Raw genomic sequence first — 19,457 nt, 5'->3', positions numbered from 1 at the left:
CTATATCTGGGATGTTTTCGCGCAGTGCGGATCCACTGCGCTACTTACTAGGATAGGTATTGCGATAGGAGAGAGTTAAGACGTACCGTCCTGGCCGAGCTGTTTGCGCAGAATGCGTGAATTGCGCTGGATGTTGTACAGGGATTTACGTGAGGCTGGCAGATCACTCACCCCGACCTGATCAAACCCCTGTTCGATAAACCAGTGTTCGGTTTGGGTGGTGAGCACATAGAGCTCGCGGATATTGACCGCTCGGGCTTGGCGTTCGAGGTGGCGCATCAGCTTGGCGCCGCGCCCACCGCCACGAAAATCTGGGTGGCTTGCCACGCAGGCAATCTCAGCGGCAGAAGTATCGTCGCTGTCGTCTCCAATAGGGTAGAGAGCGGCACAGGCTACGGGTGTACCATCGACCTCCACCAGGGTGAAATGATCTATCTCGGCTTCGAGCTTTTCCCGTGAGCGTCTTACCAAAACGCCCTGCTTCTCCAGTGGGCGAATCAGGCCGAGAATCCCCCCCACATCGGTGATTCGCGCCCGGCGCACCACTTCATAGCTATCCCGGTAGATCATGGTACCGGCGCCCTCACGGCGAAAAAGCTCCTGGATCAGAGAACCATTCTGGCAGTAACTGAGCAGGTGGACCCGGGCTATACCTGAATTGCAGGCCTGAATGGCACACTGCAGGGTTTTGCTCTGTATTCGGGTGGCGGCTTGCTCGGCCTGAACAATACTGAGCTCGTTGATTGGATTACCATCAAGCATCAATTGCGCCGGCTCGCGGAACAGCACCAGTTTCTCGGCTCGCAGGACTCTAGCGGCCTCTGCGGCTAAGTCCAGGTAATTAATATTGAATAGTTCGCCGGTCAAAGAGGTCCCCAGGGGGGATAGTAGCACCAGTGCGCCCTGGTCTAGTGCCTGTTCAATAGTGTTGACTTCCATGCGCCTCACTGTGCCGGTCCAGCCCAGGTCGACACCATCCAGAACGCCGCATGGGCGTGCAGTAACCAGATTTCCAGAAATTACCTTCAGCGCTGAGCGCGCCATGGGGGAGTCGGGGAGCCCCTGGGAAAAGGCCGCTTCGATATCGAAGCGCAATCTGCCCACTGCGGCTTTTATCACTTCCAAGCTTTCCCGGTCGGTAACACGCTTGTTGCCGTGAAAACGGCCCTCAATGCCGCGCTCTTGCAGGGCGCGGTTGACTTGTGCACGGCAGCCATGCACCACTACCAGGCGGACTCCAAGGCTGGCGAGCAGCGCAAGATCGTGGACCAGGTTGCGAAAGTTGCTGTGTTCGAGCCCGTCGCCGGGAATGCCGACTACCAGAGTGCGACCGCGCAGGTCATTGATATAGGGCGCCGCATGGCGGAACCAATTGAGGGAGGCGTTCTCGTCGGTCACTAATACCTTTCCGTCTGTCGATATATTTGCTTGTGTAAGGGGCGGATAAAAATTTAACTGAAGCCAGGCTGGCCTGAATGGTTTAGAGGCAGAAGCGTCCGATCAGGTTGCGCAATATTTTTACCATCGGCTCTATACGATCGAGCTCCAGGTATTCATCCGGTTGGTGAGCCTGATCTATATCACCGGCGCCAAGCACGATAGTGTCAATATTCATGCTCTTCAAGTAGGGGGCTTCAGTGCCGAAGGCGACACTCTGGGCGCTGTAACCGGTGAGCTTTTCCGCAACCTTGACCAACTCAGAATTAGGATCCTGTTCGAAGGGTTCGGTACCGGGAAACAGAGAAACCATATCGAGATGAATTCTACTGTTGTCGATACATGCCTGCAGCCTTGTATTTAACTCACGGCGCAATTCCAGCAGTGACATACCGGGTAGTGGGCGTACGTCAAACTGTAATTCCGCATGGCCGCAAATTCGGTTGGGGTTGTCACCACCGTGGATGCAGCCAAGGTTGAGGGTAGGTACGGGGACGACAAATCCGGGGTTATTGTACTTTTCCTGCCACTCCCCGCGCAGACGTAATAACTCCCCAATAACCAAGTGCATAGCCTCCAGGGCGTTGGCACCGAGGCTAGGATTGGAGGAGTGCCCCGATTGTCCCGTGATACGCACGGCCTCCATCATCACACCCTTGTGCATGCGAACCGGGCGCAAGCCAGTCGGCTCGCCAATTACCGCGTAGCGTCCTTGCGGTCGCCCTGCTTTGACCAACTCTCTGGCGCCGGTCATTGAGGTCTCTTCATCGGCGGTAGCGAGAATGGTCAGGGGCTGGCGCAGAGGTTTATCGATAAAGCTACGGGCGGCTTCGATGGCCAGTGGGAAAAAGCTTTTCATATCACTGGTGCCCAAGCCATAGAGGCGATTGTCGCGCTCCTGCAGGATGAACGGGTCTGAATGCCAGCGCCCATCGTCGAAGGGAACCGTGTCGGTGTGTCCGGAAAGGATCAGGCCGCCTTCAGCGCCCTCATGTGCGCCGAGGGTGGCAATCAAGTTGGCTTTATTCGTGCTGTCTGGCAGGGGCATCAATTCCACGGTGAACCCTAGGGTATCGAGCCAGTCTGCGAGTTTTTCCACCACCGGGCGGTTGCCCATGTCCAGCGCTGGATCGGTGGCGCTGACACTGGGGCAGGCGATTAATTGTCGAAGCTGGGTCTTTAACTCAGGTACTGCGATAGGCGCCATGGGAATTGTCCCCTATTTTGTTGCGTCGCTCGTTGAGGATAACCGCCAGTGCGATTGCGCATCCACCCAGAGCGAGTCTGGGAATATCCGCATCGCGGTTCCAGATTAACAGGTTTACCAGTAGGCCGGCGGGTACCAGGGCATTGTTCATAGCCGCGAGAGTCGCCGCGGAGACTAGGGTGGCGCCCTTATTCCAGAGGAAATAACCGAGGCCGGAGGCCACAAGGCCGAGCCACAACAATACTCCCCATTGGGTTAGGGTTTGTGGATACCTGGGCTCGCCCAAAAAAGCCCATGCGCATACCGTAATGACTGCCGCACCTAGAAAAAACCAGCCAAATGTCTGCCTGGGCGGGAGAGATTGATCCCGCTGCATAAATTGCTTGTAAGCAACCTGGCCGACGGCAAAACACAGGTTGGCCCCCTGAACCACGGCAAAGCCTAACCAGTAATCGCCACTAGGGGAGTCCCAGCGGATAATGGCCGCCCCGCAGACTGCCAGCATTGCGATGGCCAAATTCCACAGTGATAGGCGTCGCTCAATCAGATCATAAAGCAGTGCAATGTATAGAGGGGTAAATATGGTAAACAGCAGCACCTCAGGCACACTCAGCAGCAGGAATGACTGATAGTAAAAAAGGTACATGGCCCCCAGCTGTAAGGCACCAATGGCCATTAGAACAATGGCGTCGCGAGCACTAGAGCGTCGCCACTTTAACAGGGGCAGAAATACCAGAGCGGCCAATAAAACCCGAGTCATCGCCGAGAAATAACTGTCGACCTGACCGGCGAGGTAAACTCCGATCAGGCTGAAAGAAAAGGCCCAGAGCAGGGTGACAAGGATCAATAAAGGCATGGGAATGCTTTCTCGGGAACGGATGATATGCGGCAAATAGCTAGTGGCTGGTGAGTATTGCGCGGGCGAAGAATAAATGGAAGGGGTTGCCACTTACTGCGATGAGTAGCGTTCAATGAAGCTTGCTCAATCGAAAATGGGGGACAAAAACATCGCCCTCACTGTTTGGAATGGCTGTCATATACTACGATGCGCCCGGCTGTTATTGCGGGCAACTTGGTTGCCCCAACGCAGTAGGTTTACATTGCAGTCGTTGCGGTCGATCAGCACTTCGATCAGGCACAGGCCACTACGCTTCTTGGCCTCAGTGATTGCCTGATCCAGCTCGCCCTGGGTGGTGACCCTACACCCCCAGGCGTTGCCTTCCCCTGCACTAAAAGTCTCGATCAGCTTGGCGTAATCCCAATTCTTAATCGTGTTATAGGGGCCATCGTGGATCTCCACCTCAATGGTATAACCACCATTGTTGATCAGGAAAATAATCGGGTTAACCCCGTAGCGAATCATGGTGGATATTTCCTGGGCAGTGAGCTGGAAGGAGCCGTCGCCAATGCAGGAGATCAGGCGCCCTTTGCTCATTCCGAGGGCGTAGCCGAGGCTGGCTCCCACAGACCAGCCGATGCTTCCATATTGCATCTGAATCTCAAACTGTGCTCCCTCGGGCAATGAAAGCTCCATACCGTTAAACCAGGAGTCCCCAGTCTCCACTAGTAAGGTACTTTTGCGATCGAGCAGCTTCTGTATTCGTGCGAACAGTTGTCTACTGGTGAGTGGTGTGTCGGGTTTACCGGGTTTGGGGATATGTTTAGGGCTGCTCACCCTGTGGTAGGCCTTCAAGGCCCCATCGTTTGCACTTAGTTGTCCTACAAGGGCATTTAGCAGATCCCTCATATGCACATTGCTGTAGCAGGTGTCCCCCAGTTGAACAGAAGTAGGTTGCACCAGGATGGCTTTATCACCCTGAAAACACAGCTGATGGCCCGTTGTTGTGTAATCGGTAAACAGGGGACCTGCAAATAATAGAGCATCTGCTGTATCCACAATCTCACTGCATCCAGGGGTGCTCACAGGGCCCCAATAGATACCCATAAAGCTCTCAAGGGTCTCGGGAAGTAGACCCTTGGCATCGGGCATTGAGGCGAGACCATATTTACAGCTATGGGCCAGATCGCACAGGGCTTTTTGCGCACTGGCTGCACGCACCCTGCTGCCAGCAATTAAAACCGGGCGCTCGGCACCATTTAAGAAATCGACGATATGCTTCACAGCGGCGGCGAGGGAGTCGGGATCGCTGGTAGGGCGCCGGGCAAAGCCGCGCGGAATTGGCGCCGAGGTTGGGGCATTGGCGACATTGGCGGCGACCTCTATATACACTGGTTTGCGCCGCAACATGGCGGTATCCAGTGCGCGATCTATAGCGGCCGGTGCCAATTTGGGGTGGTGGATGATTACGGTCTCGGCGGTGACGTAAGAGTACATCTCGCGCTGATAGCTGTAGTTCACTTCGCCCAGAGTGTGGTGCAGGTACTCCCACTCGGCTTCCGAATTGGTATTCGGGCCCCCGGAAATGGCAATCAGAGGGAGATCCTCCGCATAGGCTCCTGCGACTGCGTTGATCATGCTGAGCCCGCCAACAGAAAATGTGACCACGGCTGCGGCGGGTCCCTGGGTTGCCCGAGCGTAGCCGTCAGCGGCATAACCTGCATTCAGCTCATTGCAGCAACTGATCATCTTCAGGTCTGGCTCCAGCAGTAGCTGGTCGAGCAATACCAGATTGTAATCGCCAGGCAGGGCAAAATAGTGGCGAATACCCACATCCTTCAAGCGCTGTGCCAGGTAGGTGCCAACGGTCCAATGTCTAATGTCACGTGTCGTCATGTGGCGATATTCATTCTCAGCCGGTGATCGCTACTCGGCTGGCGGGACGGTTTCGGATAGATCTGGGACAGCTTAGTTCAGTTTCTGAGAGGGTGATGAGGGGGGGCTCTGGCCAGGTAGCAGAACAAGAGCGGTTCGCTTGAAATAAAAAAGGGAAGCTGAGCTTCCCTTTTTTTGATGGATATTGCGCAGCCGCAATTAGCCAAACAATCCCTTGAAGAAGTAGAAGAACAGGATTGCAATTCCAGCGCCAGCGGGCAGGGTAACTACCCAGGAAGCGGCGATGGTGGTAATCATACGCAGGTTCAGCGCACCGATGCCACGGGCTAGGCCAACACCCAGTACCGCGCCCACCAGGGTATGGGTGGTGGAGATGGGCAGGCCGGTGCCGGAGGCCATAACCACGGTAGCAGCGGCGCCGAGTTCTGCAGCAAAGCCGCGGCTGGGCGTTAGCTCAGTAATTTTACGGCCAATAGTCGCCATTACTTTAAAGCCATAGGTGGCGAGGCCCACCACAATACCCAGGCCCCCAAGCAACAGAATCCATGAAGGCATAGTTGCCTTGGCGGTTACTGCACCCACTTGGATGGTATTGACTACCGCCGCCAGTGGACCAACGGCATTGGCCACGTCGTTAGAACCATGGGCGAAGGCCATGGCACAGGCGGTGAAAATCATCAGGATCGCGAAGACACGCTCCACATTGGCAAAGCGGTTTTCTGCTTCGATGGAGGTGTCACGCTTGATACGCTTGAGCATGGTGACGCCAACGCCTGCGACCAACAGACCTACAATCGCGGCAATACCGGCGTCCTGCAGGAAACTGAGCTTGATATCTGCGTCTTTGAGAACGTGCTTCAGACCCTTGGTCAGGGTCACCATAGCGATCATCCAGCCCACGGCGAACATATAAAAAGGAATGTAGCGCTTGGCGTTGGCAAATGGATCCTCGGTATCGAGGATCAGGCGTTGCACGCTGCGGAACAGCAGGAAGGAAATAGTACCTGCCAGCAGAGGGGAGACTACCCAGCTCGCTACAATGCTACCCACCTTGCCCCAAGCCACCGCATCGGGGGAGATACCCACTGCGGAAAAACCGACAATAGCGCCGACAATGGAGTGGGTGGTGGATACCGGCCAGCCTAGGATACTGGCCACCAGTAGCCAGGTGCCGGCGGCGAGCAGGGCGGACAACATGCCGTAGACGAGCAGTTCGGGCTGCGAGGCAAAGATTTCAGAATCGATAATGCCTTTGCGGATTGTGGCGGTTACCTCACCACCGGCTAAATAGGCGCCCGCAAACTCGAAAATCATGGCGATGACAATCGCCTGTTTGATAGTCAGTGCTCGCGAGCCGACTGAAGTGCCCATGGCGTTGGCGACATCGTTGGCACCAACACCCCAGGCCATAAAAAAGCCCGCGACACAGGCCAATATCAACAGAATATGGCCATATTGACTAAGAATTTCCACGTTGAACCCCCTAACGTGCCAACAACAACTGCAAACGGTTACCCACGCTGTGGGCACGATCGGCCAGTTCGCCGATCCATTCAATCACTCGGTAGAGGAACATCACATCCACCGGCGGTAGGTCTTTCTCAATAGTGAACAGGGAGGCGCGAATTTCGACTTCCAATTTATCCGACTTACGCTCCAGTTCATCCAGCTCTTCGGTCATACGCTTGGCGATGGTCACCTCGCGCCCGGCAAAGCCGCTCTCCAGCAACTCATCCAGTTCATTGATCGCGCGCAGGGCCTGGGCGGAAGTGGCCACGGCGCTCTCTACAAAAGTGGTCATCAGAGACTGCAGACTCTCAGGGATCTGCATTTTTCTACCGACCGCCAGCCCGGCAATATCCTGCGCTGTGTTGGCCACTTCGTCTTGGGCGTGCAGCAGCTCTAGCAGGTCGGAGCGGGAGACAGGCATAAACAGGCTGTCTGGCAGGTGCAGACGCAGGTCTCTCTTGATGTCATCGGCGCGATTCTCTGCTGCAGAGATACGCAATTGAATCTGCTCCGCTTCTTTCAGGTCGCCTTTGATGAGGGCGTCGAAGAAGGGGATCAGGTCGGCTGAAGCCTCGTGGGCCGTAGCCATATGCTTCTCGATCGGCTTGATCGGTGAGCGGCCAAACAAATTGGCAATATTCGACAGGGCCATGGTTAGCTCCATTGCTCAGGGTGCGAAACGGCGGCATGGTACCCCAATCGGAGCCACTTCGGTATTAGTGCGTTAACGATGCACTGTCGGCTTTGATTGATAGGGCTACAATGCGTCGTCATATGAGAATAAGGGGGCATGCCGATGACAGAGAGTAGAGCGGCGGACAGGCTGCTGGATTTACGTGGATTACTGGAGGACCTCGTTGCCCAGGGCTACGTGAGCAGGCTGGATGCGAACCGTATTGTGGGTACTCCGCGCACTGCGGAGCAGGCACAGATGCATCCGCTCAGCTATATCGCCAGCTGCGATCTGGCCAGCCAGAAGAGCCCAGGCACTTTACTGGGCGACGAGCTACTCAGTGCCTGGCTGGCGGAGTGTGCGGACCACCCCCTCTATCATATCGACCCGCTCAAAGTGAATGTGAGCGCGGTAACCGAGGTAATGAGTTTCCAGTTCGCCAAGCGTCACCAGATTTTGTGTGTCGAGGCTGGTGCAGAAGAGTTAACCGTTGCCACGGCCCAACCCTTCACCCACGGCTGGGAGGAGCAGCTGGAACATACTAGTGGGCGTCGGGTGCGGCGGGTGGTGGCAGATCCTGCAGATATCAAGCGTTACTGTGTGGAGTTTTACTCCCTGGCGAATTCCATTTCCGGCGCTAGTGGACTGCAGGGTACCTCTGCAGCGAATAATTTTGAGCAGCTGCTGGAGTTGGGCAGCCTTAAAGACCCGGAGGCCAATGACCAGCATATCGTTAATATCGTCGACTGGTTGTTACAGCACGCTTTCGATCAGCGCGCCAGTGATATTCACATCGAGCCGCGGCGTCAGGTGGGGCGTATTCGTTTTCGTATCGATGGGGTACTTCATCCGATCCATGAACTGCCCGATCAGGTCAATGCGGCGGTAACCAGTCGTCTAAAAATCCTTGGACGAATGAATGTGGCGGAGAAGCGCAAACCTCAGGACGGCCGCATAAAAACCAAACGGCCCGATGGCAGCGAGGTGGAGCTTCGCCTCTCCACTCTGCCCACCGCCTTTGGCGAGAAGCTGGTGATGCGTATTTTCGATCCCGAGGTACTGGCGCGCTCTTACAGTGACCTGGGGCTCTCCGGCACCGATTTGGCCCGCTGGCAGACGATGCTGGCGCGGCCCAACGGCATTGTGCTGGTTACGGGCCCTACCGGCTCGGGTAAGACCACTACCCTATATACCGGCCTCAAGCAGCTCGCCACCAGTGCAGTGAATGTCTCTACCGTGGAAGATCCTATCGAGATGGTGGAGGAGAGTTTTAATCAGACTCAGGTCCACCATTCTATCGGCTTCGATTTTGCCGCGGGCATCCGTACCCTGATGCGCCAGGACCCGGATATCATCATGGTGGGGGAGATTCGCGATCTGGAAACCGCGCAGATGGCGGTACAGGCAGCGCTCACCGGCCATTTGGTGATCTCCACTCTACACACCAACGATGCTCCCACGGCGGTTACTCGTCTGTTAGATTTGGGATTGCCTCACTACCTGCTTAAGTCCACCATCCTCGGTGTGATGGCCCAGCGCCTGGTGCGGACTCTCTGTCCTTCGTGCAAACGTGAAGACACCATCAATGAGGCAGACTGGCATTCTCTGGTTCGTCCCTGGAAAGCGCCTCTACCCGAAAAAGTGTATGCCCCCGAGGGCTGCCTGGAATGTCGTAACACTGGCTACAAGGGCCGCCAGGGGATCTATGAAATCCTACCGTTTAGCGAAGCGGTGCAGACCATCGTCACCCCCGATTGCGACCTACAACAGCTGCGTCGCCAGGCTATGCGCGAGGGTATGAACAGTCTGCGTCTGTCGGGGGCCAAGAAGGTGGCTACTGGCCTGACTACGGTGGCGGAAGTATTGCGTGTGGCACCGCCTCCGGATATCGCTTTTTAATTGGGCCCAAATTCCCCAAGTAGTTTGAGTTTAAAAATTGTGGGGCGGGAGAGCTGCCCCTGCAGAATTCCACTTTTGGAAATAAGGATCGATTTCCCATGATTGATAGCGCCATCTGCCCCGAACCCCTGCGCCCGCAACTGCAGAGTCTGTGGCAAGACTGGCGCGAGGCGGCGGGCCCGGCATTGGCGGCTGAGGCAGAGGCGTTGTTACAAGATAAAGCGCTTGGGTTGGCACTGGCACGCAGTTTTATCGGTTCTGAATTCTTTTATCGACAGTGCTGCCGCCAACCGGATTTCCTCTTGGAACTACTGCAACAGGATGATCTGGGCCTGCAATTGCCTTGCTTTGATAGCGATGAAACTTTAGATCTGGCCCTGCGGCAGCTGCGCAACCGAGCGACCGCCGAGGTTATTTTCCGCGATTTTGCCGGTCAGTGGGATATTCCCAGGGCCTGCCTGCGTCTCAGTGAGCTGGCAGAGCTCGCTATTAGCACGGCTTTGCAGTGGCACCACCGCCAGCTGGCACAGCGTTATGGTGAGCCCCGGGATAAAAGTGGGAGGGCGCAGTCTTTGGTGGTGCTGGGTATGGGTAAGCTGGGCGCGCGCGAGCTGAATCTCTCCTCGGATATCGATCTGATCTTCGCCTATCCCGACCCCGGTCATACCGATGGCGATCAATGTGTGGAAAACCAGAAGTTTTTCCAGCGCTTGGGTCAGCGTCTGATTAAATCCCTGGATGCCATCACGGCGGAGGGCTTCGTGTTTCGTGTGGATATGCGCTTGCGCCCCTATGGTGACAGCGGCCCATTGGTGAGCCATTTCGCCGCTCTGGAAGATTATTATCAGACCCAGGGGCGCGAGTGGGAGCGTTACGCCATGGTCAAGGCGCGTCCGGTGGCTGGCGATCAAAGCGTTGCCGCCGAGTTGATGGAGCTGTTGCGGCCATTCACTTACCGTCGCTATATTGATTTCAGTGCTATTGATGCCTTGCGCGAGATGAAAGCGCTGATACAGCGACAGGTACGCGCCCGTGGGTTGATTGACAATATCAAGCTGGGGCGCGGAGGTATTCGCGAACTGGAGTTTATCGTGCAGGCTTTCCAGTTGATCCGCGGTGGACGTGTGCCGGCGTTGCGAGAGCGCAATTTGTTAACAATCCTGCCTTTGCTGGAAGCTGACGGCCATGTGGAACCTGGTGTCGCCGATGAGTTGGGCAACTGCTACCTGCTGCTGCGTCGGGTGGAGCACGCCTTGCAGGCTTATAAAGACCAGCAGACCCAAGCGCTGCCGCAGGACCCAGCAGAACGCGAGCGGCTCGCATTCGCCCTTGGCCGCGACAACTGGGATCAGTTGTCCAGGGAGTTGGCTGGCGTTCGCAATGTGGTGGAGCGAGAGTTCGACACGGTTATTGCACCGCCGGAGGAGATTGCCGAGCCTCATGTGGCGGAAGAGTGGCAGGGATTGTGGAGTAGCTGTGGCGATGAGAGTAGTGAAGAGATCAATCTGCAGACTCTGGAGAATGCAGGTTTTAGCCCGGCGCCGGAGGCTCTGGAGGTGCTGCGGGATCTCAATCACTCTCCAATGGTAGTGGCACTGCCTGCATCTTCGCGTGAGCGCCTGGATCACTTTATGCCCTTGTTGCTGGCCGCAGCCAGTTTGCAGGAAAGGCCGCTGTTGGTGCTCGGTCGGGTACTCCCTCTGGTGCGCTCAGTGTTGCGCCGCAGTGCTTACCTGGTGCTCATCAATGAGAACCCCCCGGTACTCAGCCAGCTGGTACAACTGTGCAGTGCCAGCCCACGAATCGCCGAGCAGCTGGCGCGTCACCCCATCCTGTTGGATGAACTACTGGATTCTCGCCGCCTGCTGGCACCGGCCACGGCTGAAGATATTGCCGATGAGCTTCGCCGCGAACTGCTGCGTGTCGATCCAGCAGATCTGGAGCTGCAGATGGAAACACTGCGCTATTTTAAGCAGAGCCAGAGTCTGCGTATTGCCGCTCAAGAGGTCAGCGGGGCATTACCACTGATGAAGGTAAGCGACTCTCTCACCTGGCTGGCGGAAGGCATATTGCAGCAGTCACTCAGCCTAGCCTGGGCGCAAATGGTGGATAAATATGGACAGCCGGCCGGCGCCACAGCTGAAGATATGCACTTTGCCATTGTCGCCTACGGTAAGCTTGGGGGGCTGGAATTATCCCACGGCTCCGATTTGGATATTGTTTTTGTGCACGATGCGGACCCCCAGCTTGCTACCGACGGCGCAACCAGTATCGACAATTTGCGCTTCTATACCCGCCTTGCGCAGCGCCTGATTCATATCCTGCAAACCCGTACCCTGAGCGGACCGCTATATGAGGTGGATACCCGTTTGCGCCCTTCGGGCAATTCGGGCCTGTTGGTCACCTCAATGAAAGCCTTTGAAAAATACCAGCGCGAGAGCGCCTGGACCTGGGAGCATCAAGCGTTGGTGCGCGCCCGCCCGGTTGCGGGTAGCGAACAGCTCTGCAAGGACTTTGAGGCCCTGCGCCTGAAATTGCTTTGCGAGCAAAGAAATGAGGGGAAATTGCGCGAGGAAGTGGTTGGGATGCGCGATAAAATGCGCTCTCACCTGGATAAAAGCAATGATCAAAATTTCGACCTCAAGCACGGCCCGGGCGGTATTGTCGATATTGAATTTTTGGTTCAATATGCTGCTCTGGCCTGGGCGCAAACTGCGCCCTCGATCGTGCGATATACCGATAACATTCGCATTCTCGAAAGTCTGAATGACGCGGGCCTGATGCCGGCCAAACAGGTCGAGCATCTGATCGACGCCTACAAAGCCTACCGATCTGAAGGTCATCGCCTGGCACTACAACAACTGCCAGGGACAGTGAGCGATGACCGTTTCACAGCGGAAAGAAAGACCGTTCTAACAAACTGGCAGCAATTACTCGGTTAAAACCGGCTTGGTCCTGCTGCCCGATTAAACTGTTTTTCAGGATTAGTGGGAGTTGCCCTATGTCTTTTGCCGACCGTGATGGCGTTATCTGGTTTGACGGTGAGTTGGTTCCCTGGCGCGATGCGCGCGTGCACGTCCTAACCCATACCCTGCACTACGGCATGGGTGTTTTTGAGGGGGTGCGCGCTTATGAGACCGATCGCGGAGCCAGTATCTTTCGCCTGCAGGATCATACCCGTCGTTTATTTCGCTCCGCGAAGATCATGAATATCCCTATGCCCTATGAAGCGGATGAGCTGAATGAGGCTCAGCGTCTTGTAGTCAGGGAAAATAATCTCCAGCACGCCTATTTGCGCCCAATGGTATTTTACGGCTCTGAGGGGATGGGGTTGCGTGCAGAGGGCCTTAGTACCCACGTAATCGTCGCCTCCTGGGAGTGGCCCAGCTATATGAGCCCAGAGGCATTGGAGCGTGGCATCAAGGTCAATACGTCCTCTTATACTCGTCACCACGTCAACATCAGCATGTGCAAGGCGAAGGCCAACGGTAATTACATCAACTCAATGCTGGCCCTGCAGGAGGCGATTCGCAACGGTTGCGAAGAGGCGTTATTGCTCGATCCAGAGGGCTATGTGGCCGAGGGCAGTGGGGAAAACTTTTTCATCGTCAGGGATGGGATTATTTATACCCCGGAGCTGACCTCCTGCTTGGATGGCATTACCCGGGATACGGTGATTGAGTTGGCTAGGGAGTGCGGTTACCGGTTGGTGGAGAAGCGTATTACACGCGATGAGGTTTATATCGCCGATGAGGCCTTTTTTACGGGTACCGCCGCAGAGGTGCTGCCTATCAGTATGCTCGATGGCCGCTCCATCGGCAGTGGTCGCCGCGGCCCAATCACCGGTCGTTTGCAGGGACTTTATTTTGATGTAGTGCATGGTCGCAGTACTGCGCACCGGGGTTGGCTGAGTGATGTAGATGACACCGGCCTTCATGACACAAGCCATATTGCTGTCGCCTAGCCCACCAGATTTGGGCTAAGTCCAGATCCTCCCAACTTCAGGTGGAGGGCACTTTAGAGTGCCCTCCCTGATCACTCTCCAGGGGAAAGTAGTACCCTGCTTGTTGTTCTCGTAGAATGTTCAAGTAAATTATCCCTTTGTACTCAATGGGTGTCTGCCCATTACAGACTTGGTGTGAATCGAAAGCGTTGCATAGCGAATTCAATCTTTGCCCTTGTTTAATAGAGTGCTGGTTAATAAGTCATTAAGGACTGTGGGAGTTATTGGTGTTACCAATTAAAAACTTTGCGAAGGATTGGAAAGGCATTTTTGCTCAATTTTGGCAGCGCAATGAGCTGATCGATATATCTACAAACTTGCAAATGCTAGGAGGTGCTCTGCTGCTTTTATATGCAGCACTATTTCCTTTGGGGAGCGATTTTGCAGATACCGCTAAAACTCTATTTATTATTCTTACTTTTTGGGTACTTTTTACCCGCGGAAGAAACTGGCTCAACTCACCAGTCGGATGGTTCTTCGCTGCTGCTTTATTAGTTCAGATGTTGTCCTGGACTGGTATGTTGATGGCATACCCAGAATGGGCTGAGTCTTCCCCGAAATTTCACCGCCTGGGGCAGTGGTTTGTATTCGCTGCCATAGCCTGCTGGTTGGGCGGCAGTACTCGCAATACTTTAATTCTCTGGTTGACGGCACTACTAGCTCTCCTTTTGGCTCCCTGGGTAGCGGGAGGGGGATTTGCTGAGTGGTTAGATGGGGCTAGGGGACAGCGAGTCGAATTTGGTTTCCATAATGCCCAGCATACCGCCATTCTTTTTGGTGTTGCACTGTTGGGCCTAGCCGTTTTCTCTCGTCGCTTATTTAGATATTCAGGACTGTTATCCATATCGAGCTTAACCTGGGCCGTTGCTGTTGGTATATGTGCTCTGGCTGTGCTTTATTCACAGACTCGTGCGATTTGGTTTGCTTTAGCGGTATCTCTATTCACTCTCTTAATCGTTTGTGTGGTTATAGTTCTTCGCAAGCAGGGTAAGGGAGTTTGGTTGCGCCTAATAGCTTGGGGGACGGTTATCGGTGTGGTCATGATCGCCCTTTGGGTGAAAGTTGGGGATGTGGTGAGCAAGCGCCTCGGGCTTGAGAGGAACACCATTGATGCTTTACTTTCAGGAAATCTTGAGTCGATACCTTATTCTAGTATCGGTGTCAGGATCCATAGCTGGCACTCTGCGATGAATTGGATAGCTGAGCGCCCATTGCTTGGCTGGGGCGGTAAAGGTCGACGTCTCGTTATTCAAAATCTGCAAGGTATGCCATCGGAGTTCAAAAATACTATTGGGCATCTACACAATAGTTATCTTGATTTACTGGTGAACTATGGAGTTCTGGGCGCGTTGGTATGGGGAGTCCTCAATTGCTGGGTATTCATATTGGCTTATAAAAGCTGGCGCAGGGGTGTTTTACCTGGCGACTTCTTCTTATTTTATATCGGTTTTATGATTCTCTGGCTGATTGCGAATTGCTTTGAATCCTATCTTTTTTACTCCAGTGGCCATTTTATTTTTGGCATAGTGGTTGCTGGTATTGCAACCCATATTTTTCGCTGCAGGAGTGAATTTAGGTCTGAACCTGGCCGGAACCTCTAAGAGAGAACCTGAGGGGCTAAGCCCCTCAATGTCTTCTTGTAGGGCACTTATACTTTCGGGCGTCCCACACAATAATAGTCCATGCCACTCTCGGCCATGTGCTGGGGTTCATAGAGGTTACGGCCATCAAAAATAACCGGACTATTTAACGCATTGGTAACAGTCTTAGCATCAATGGCCTTAAATTGCTGCCACTCGGTAGCGATAATCAGGGCATCTGCCCCAGATAACGCAACTTCTTTAGTGCCACAGAGTTGCATGTCTTCGCGCACACCGTATATCCGTTGGCACTCCTCCATTGCCTGAGGATCAAAGGCTTGAACCTTTGCCCCGAGCTGCCAGAGCTGCTCCATCAAGATACGGCTGGGCGCTTCGCGCATATCGTCGGTATTGGGTTTAAAGGCAAGCCCCCATAATGCAAAGGTTTTTCCTCTAAGGTCCTCGCCAAAATGCTCGGTAATTTTTTGTAGCAGGTAGCTTTTCTGGGTTTGGTTACGCTCCTCCACAGCATTCAAAATACCCGGGAGTACCCCCATTTGAGTTGCTGTAGAAATCAATGCTTTCACATCTTTGGGAAAGCATGAACCACCGTAACCGATACCGGCGTAGATAAACTGGTAGCCAATGCGGGGGTCAGAGCCAATACCCTGGCGTACCTGCTCGATGTCTGCGCCCACATGATCGGCGATTTGTGCCATCTCATTCATAAAACTGATTTTGGTGGCCAGCATGCAGTTAGCTGCGTATTTGGCCAGCTCCGCACTGCGAACATCCATGGTGATGATCTTTTCATGGTTTCGGTTGAATGGCGCATAGAGCTGGCGCAGTGCATTCTCTGCGGTGGTGCTGCGAGTACCAATAATGATGCGATCTGGTCGCATGCAATCGCTCACTGCAGAACCTTCTTTAAGGAACTCTGGGTTTGATACGACTTCGAAGGGAATATCTTCGGCATTACGTGCAGCCAGCCGATCGGCAATGGCTTTGCCCACTAAGTCTGCAGTGCCAACGGGAACCGTAGACTTATTGACGATCACCTTGGTGTCGCTCATATAAGTGGCGATAGATTCGGCCACTGCCAGCACATGGCGAAGGTCGGCTGAGCCGTCCTCGTCAGGAGGGGTTCCAACGGCGATAAAGATGACTTCCCCGTGCTCAACGCCCTGTGACGCATCAGTGCTGAAATTCAGCGTTCTATTTTTTAAGTTGCGCTCAATCAGCGGGGATAGACCGGGTTCATAGATGGGAATGATCCCTTTTTTCAGATCCTCGACTTTCTTCTCATCGATATCAATGCACAAAATATTATGGCCAACTTCAGCCAAAACTGCGGCCTGAACCAAGCCGACGTAACCGCTGCCAAATACCGTTACATTCATGAGTATCCAATTTCCTGTCACTGGAGGGGCTGTGCCGCCCAAAAATATGCGCGCTAGTGTACCAGATATTTGCCCCTAGGCCTTGGGGCACAATCGGCATATCCCGTGCCCTCATATTCGCCGACAAGTGGGCAATAAGCTATGCTTGCGGCCTTTTATAGGTAGGGGTTCATTGGCTTTGCAGCTGAAGATATGGCGTTTTCTCGATGGTAACCGGGCGCATGAGAAACAGAGTGCGGCACTGGTTTGTGGCCTGGGTAAAAGTTTTGCTGGGCAGGTACAGAGTTTTGATATCCCTGCAGAGTTGAGCGCTTCGCGCATATTCCTGGGATGGGCACAACAACTCGATCAGCTGCCTAAACCGGATTTCCTAATTGGAACCGGCCGCAAGAGCCGTATGCCGATGTTGGCCGCGCGCCGCCGTTACGGTGGTCGCGCAGTGTCGATAAATCGTCCGCAGCTACCTTTTGGCTGGTTTGATTTTGCGATTGTGCCGGAGCACGATCGGCCACCACCTCTGGAGAACATTATCCTAAGCCAGGGTGCCCTAACGGAGCCTCTACCCGATATTGGTCCTCAGGCTGGGAAGGGATTAATTTTGCTCGGTGGACCGAGTAAACACTACTCCTGGGATCTTCAGGCTATCCGGGCACAGATAGAGCCATTGATAAGACAACCCCTTGATTGGCAGATTTCCAATAGCCGCCGAACGCCAGGTGGTACATTGGAAGCCTTGTCCGAGGGCAATGCCTGCTTTATCGATTGGCGCTCATGTCCTCCCGGTTGGATTCAGGAGCAGATGGCCACGACTGAGCAGATTTGGGTGAGCGAAGATAGTGTTTCCATGCTGTTTGAGTCCTTACAGAGCCGCGCGAGGGTGGGGGTAATTCGGGTTCCCGGCCGGGATAAGTCCAATAAGGTCCGAGCTGCGGTACAGAGGTTGATCGATCAGGGGGTCGTCAGTGAACACTTGGAAGAAGTGTTAGCGCAGCCGCCTCGCCAGCCTCTGGATCAGTACCTTTTATGTGCCAGGGCACTATTGCGCCGCTGTGGACTATTGGCCAATTAGCCTTTCAGGCCGCGGGCTTCAAACTTTCGCCAGGGTATCTTCTTATCGGAGACTTCCCACTCCACGCGCAACCACATACGTTGGATACGGCGGTGGATATAACGCCTGGCAAAGAAACTGGAAAATTTCGGTAGTGGCAGGAACGAGGCGCAGCCCAAGCCATCGATAAGGTAAATCTGCAAACGCCCGTTTTCTCGGCGTAAGACTAGGTTGTGCGCGATCAGGTTTTTGGTCAGTACGCCGTATTCCAAGAGCCAGCTGGCAAACTCTTGTAGTGCTATACGCACCTCTTCATCCAGGCCGTGTTTGTTTAAATATTGGCGTAGGGTAGGTGCCGGAGTTCCGCTCTCATCTAAGATCATATCGGTCACTGCGGCGGGGCCGAGACTGGTCTGCTGGATTCCATACCAGCGGGGTAGGTGCTGCCACAGTCCGGCGCTATCCCGTTGAAGGGCACTTTGGCTATAGCCCTCCTGCTCACGCAAGTTATCGTCAAAGCTATCCAGGCCGCGTCCACGCTTATACCAGGGGGCCCTATCCAATAGTATTTGAGTGCGTCCAGGGCGCATCACTTTGACGCACAAGTGAGGCTCCTGGGGATGCTGATAGCAAAAGCGATTGCCTCCACTGGCGAAGGGTTCACGATTGTTCAAATCTATCATGGCGCCATATTTCTCTTATTGTTGTTAAGCATAGTGCGATAGATTTCCATGGTGTGGGCGGCTTGTCGCTCTAAGGTAAAGGCTTCTGTGAGCTGGGGTCTTTGTTGAGGAGTGTCTAGTATCTCCAGGGTCTTCTTGAGGAGCATTTGCCTGTCCCCTTTATTGACCAGACCCTGTGGGAAGCAGGCCTGCAGGGATTCCGCCGGGCCGCCGATATCATAACCAATAATCGGTGTGCCTATTGCGGCGGCCTCGATAACGGTGCGGCCAAATGGCTCCGGGCGTTGTGAGAGATTGAAAACCAAATTGGACTGCTTGTACCAGTAGCGAATATCAGAGCGATGCCCAACAAAGCTGACACGATCCTCTATCCCCAGATTTCGTACTTTTTCTTTTAGTTCTTCTTCGTAATGGGCTTTATTCGCTTCGCTGCCACCGAGGATTACTCCATGAATATGGGGGTCTAAGGGGGCGAGTTTAGCAATTAGCTCAATAAAATCTTCCTGACCTTTCCAGCGGGTCAAGCGTCCCGGCAATAACAACCAGCGTTTCCCTTGGAGCTGTGGAAACTTCAGACAAGTCCGCTCCATCCAGTCAGCTGGGAGACAAATTTGGGGGTGAAACTCTTTGGTATCGACCCCGCGATAGACAATCTGAGGGGGCCTCTGTAGGTCATTAGGGTAGTTCTCCAGCAGGTAATCGTTTACGCACTGTGAGATAGCGATAACCTGCTCGGTTTTTGCCATGATCGCACTGTAGCGGTTGGTCGAGTAGAGCCCGTGCGCTGTGCTCAGCAGCCGGGGACGTTTGTCCACGGGCATTTTTTTCCAGGCCAGGTAAGTAAGCCAGGCGGGTACCCGGGAGCGAACGTGCAAGATATCTGCATTTAATTTCTGCAGCAGATTACGCAAAGGGCGCACTTGTAGCAGGCTGGTGAGGGACTTTTTATGGATTGGCAGGGTGATATGCTGTGAGCCTTCACGCTGTAGCTGCTCCACCATACGGCCGCCACTGGAAATGACAATGGATTCATGGCCGGCATGGACCAGTGCACGGGCAAAATCCAGGGTTCCCCGCTCAACTCCGCCCGAGTTTAAGGCGGGCAGTAGTTGCACAACTTTCAAGTGACCAGCTCCGAGTTACCAAGAAGAAAATGTTCTGCCAATGATATGATGGCCAGGTTTTGGCTTCCTGGCAGGGAACTCATTATATGCAGTGAAGCCTGACCCAGTACAGCTGGCGGTACGTCTTGCCAGTATTTGTTTTCTCCCCGTGAAGCACTTT

At 54.3% G+C, this 19,457-nt stretch carries 14 protein-coding genes; 5 read left to right on the top strand and 9 right to left on the bottom strand.

Going from position 1 to position 19,457, the window contains the following annotated elements:
- Positions 1-75: 75 nt before the first annotated feature.
- The 6 genes from argA to ACJJIO_RS07810 form a co-directional block, all read right to left on the bottom strand.
- Positions 76-1,398, bottom strand: a complete 1,323-nt coding sequence (gene argA / locus ACJJIO_RS07835) for an amino-acid N-acetyltransferase (protein ID WP_444899645.1) — start codon at positions 1,396-1,398, stop codon at positions 76-78.
- 82 nt (positions 1,399-1,480) lie between these two features.
- Positions 1,481-2,644 (bottom strand): acetylornithine deacetylase, encoded by a 1,164-nt coding sequence (gene argE / locus ACJJIO_RS07830; protein ID WP_444887387.1) that lies wholly within the window; start codon positions 2,642-2,644, stop codon positions 1,481-1,483.
- Positions 2,622-3,500, bottom strand: coding sequence for a carboxylate/amino acid/amine transporter (locus ACJJIO_RS07825; RefSeq protein WP_444903303.1), 879 nt, complete (start codon positions 3,498-3,500; stop codon positions 2,622-2,624). The genes argE and ACJJIO_RS07825 overlap by 23 nt, the downstream gene beginning before the upstream one ends.
- Positions 3,501-3,677: 177 nt before the next feature.
- Positions 3,678-5,378, bottom strand: a complete 1,701-nt coding sequence (locus ACJJIO_RS07820) for a thiamine pyrophosphate-binding protein (RefSeq protein ID WP_444910670.1) — start codon at positions 5,376-5,378, stop codon at positions 3,678-3,680.
- A gap of 198 nt (positions 5,379-5,576) precedes the next feature.
- The gene (locus ACJJIO_RS07815) at positions 5,577-6,851 is read right to left on the bottom strand and encodes an inorganic phosphate transporter (protein ID WP_252083562.1); all 1,275 of its coding nucleotides are present in this window, start codon (positions 6,849-6,851) and stop codon (positions 5,577-5,579) included.
- Between the two features lie 10 nt (positions 6,852-6,861).
- Positions 6,862-7,539, bottom strand: coding sequence for a TIGR00153 family protein (locus tag ACJJIO_RS07810; protein WP_252083561.1), 678 nt, complete (start codon positions 7,537-7,539; stop codon positions 6,862-6,864).
- A gap of 144 nt (positions 7,540-7,683) precedes the next feature.
- Here ACJJIO_RS07810 and tfpB point away from each other — a divergent pair, with 144 nt between their 5' ends.
- The 4 genes from tfpB to ACJJIO_RS07790 all read left to right on the top strand — a co-directional run bounded on the left by tfpB (position 7,684) and on the right by ACJJIO_RS07790 (position 15,063).
- Positions 7,684-9,459 (top strand): type IV pilus assembly ATPase TfpB, encoded by a 1,776-nt coding sequence (gene tfpB / locus ACJJIO_RS07805; protein WP_252083560.1) that lies wholly within the window; start codon positions 7,684-7,686, stop codon positions 9,457-9,459.
- Positions 9,460-9,557: 98 nt separating this feature from the next.
- Entirely contained in the window at positions 9,558-12,401 is a 2,844-nt protein-coding gene (glnE, locus tag ACJJIO_RS07800; protein WP_444910669.1) for a bifunctional [glutamate--ammonia ligase]-adenylyl-L-tyrosine phosphorylase/[glutamate--ammonia-ligase] adenylyltransferase, read from the top strand.
- 59 nt (positions 12,402-12,460) lie between these two features.
- A complete protein-coding gene (locus ACJJIO_RS07795) occupies positions 12,461-13,423 on the top strand; it encodes a branched-chain amino acid transaminase (protein ID WP_444899651.1) in 963 nt (320 codons plus the stop codon).
- 266 nt (positions 13,424-13,689) lie between these two features.
- Positions 13,690-15,063, top strand: a complete 1,374-nt coding sequence (locus tag ACJJIO_RS07790) for an O-antigen ligase family protein (protein ID WP_444910668.1) — start codon at positions 13,690-13,692, stop codon at positions 15,061-15,063.
- Between the two features lie 47 nt (positions 15,064-15,110).
- Here ACJJIO_RS07790 and ACJJIO_RS07785 read toward each other — a convergent pair whose 3' ends face one another.
- Positions 15,111-16,442, bottom strand: a complete 1,332-nt coding sequence (locus ACJJIO_RS07785; RefSeq protein WP_444910667.1) for a UDP-glucose dehydrogenase family protein — start codon at positions 16,440-16,442, stop codon at positions 15,111-15,113.
- 178 nt (positions 16,443-16,620) lie between these two features.
- Here ACJJIO_RS07785 and ACJJIO_RS07780 point away from each other — a divergent pair, with 178 nt between their 5' ends.
- Complete coding sequence (locus ACJJIO_RS07780) at positions 16,621-17,511, top strand: ELM1/GtrOC1 family putative glycosyltransferase (RefSeq protein ID WP_444910666.1); 891 nt, start codon at positions 16,621-16,623, stop codon at positions 17,509-17,511.
- Here ACJJIO_RS07780 and ACJJIO_RS07775 read toward each other — a convergent pair.
- The gene (locus ACJJIO_RS07775; protein ID WP_252083554.1) at positions 17,508-18,173 is read right to left on the bottom strand and encodes a YrbL family protein; all 666 of its coding nucleotides are present in this window, start codon (positions 18,171-18,173) and stop codon (positions 17,508-17,510) included. The two genes, ACJJIO_RS07780 and ACJJIO_RS07775, sit on opposite strands and share 4 nt — an antisense overlap.
- Positions 18,170-19,288, bottom strand: a complete 1,119-nt coding sequence (locus tag ACJJIO_RS07770) for a glycosyltransferase family 4 protein (protein ID WP_444910978.1) — start codon at positions 19,286-19,288, stop codon at positions 18,170-18,172. Before ACJJIO_RS07770 ends, ACJJIO_RS07775 begins: the two co-directional genes overlap by 4 nt.
- Positions 19,289-19,457 lie beyond the last annotated feature (169 nt).

It is taken from the genome of Microbulbifer mixtoriginis (SeqCode) (assembly GCF_052467235.1).
The sequence above is the reverse complement of the archived record's forward strand: the minus strand, read 5'-3'. Positions and strand labels throughout refer to the sequence as shown.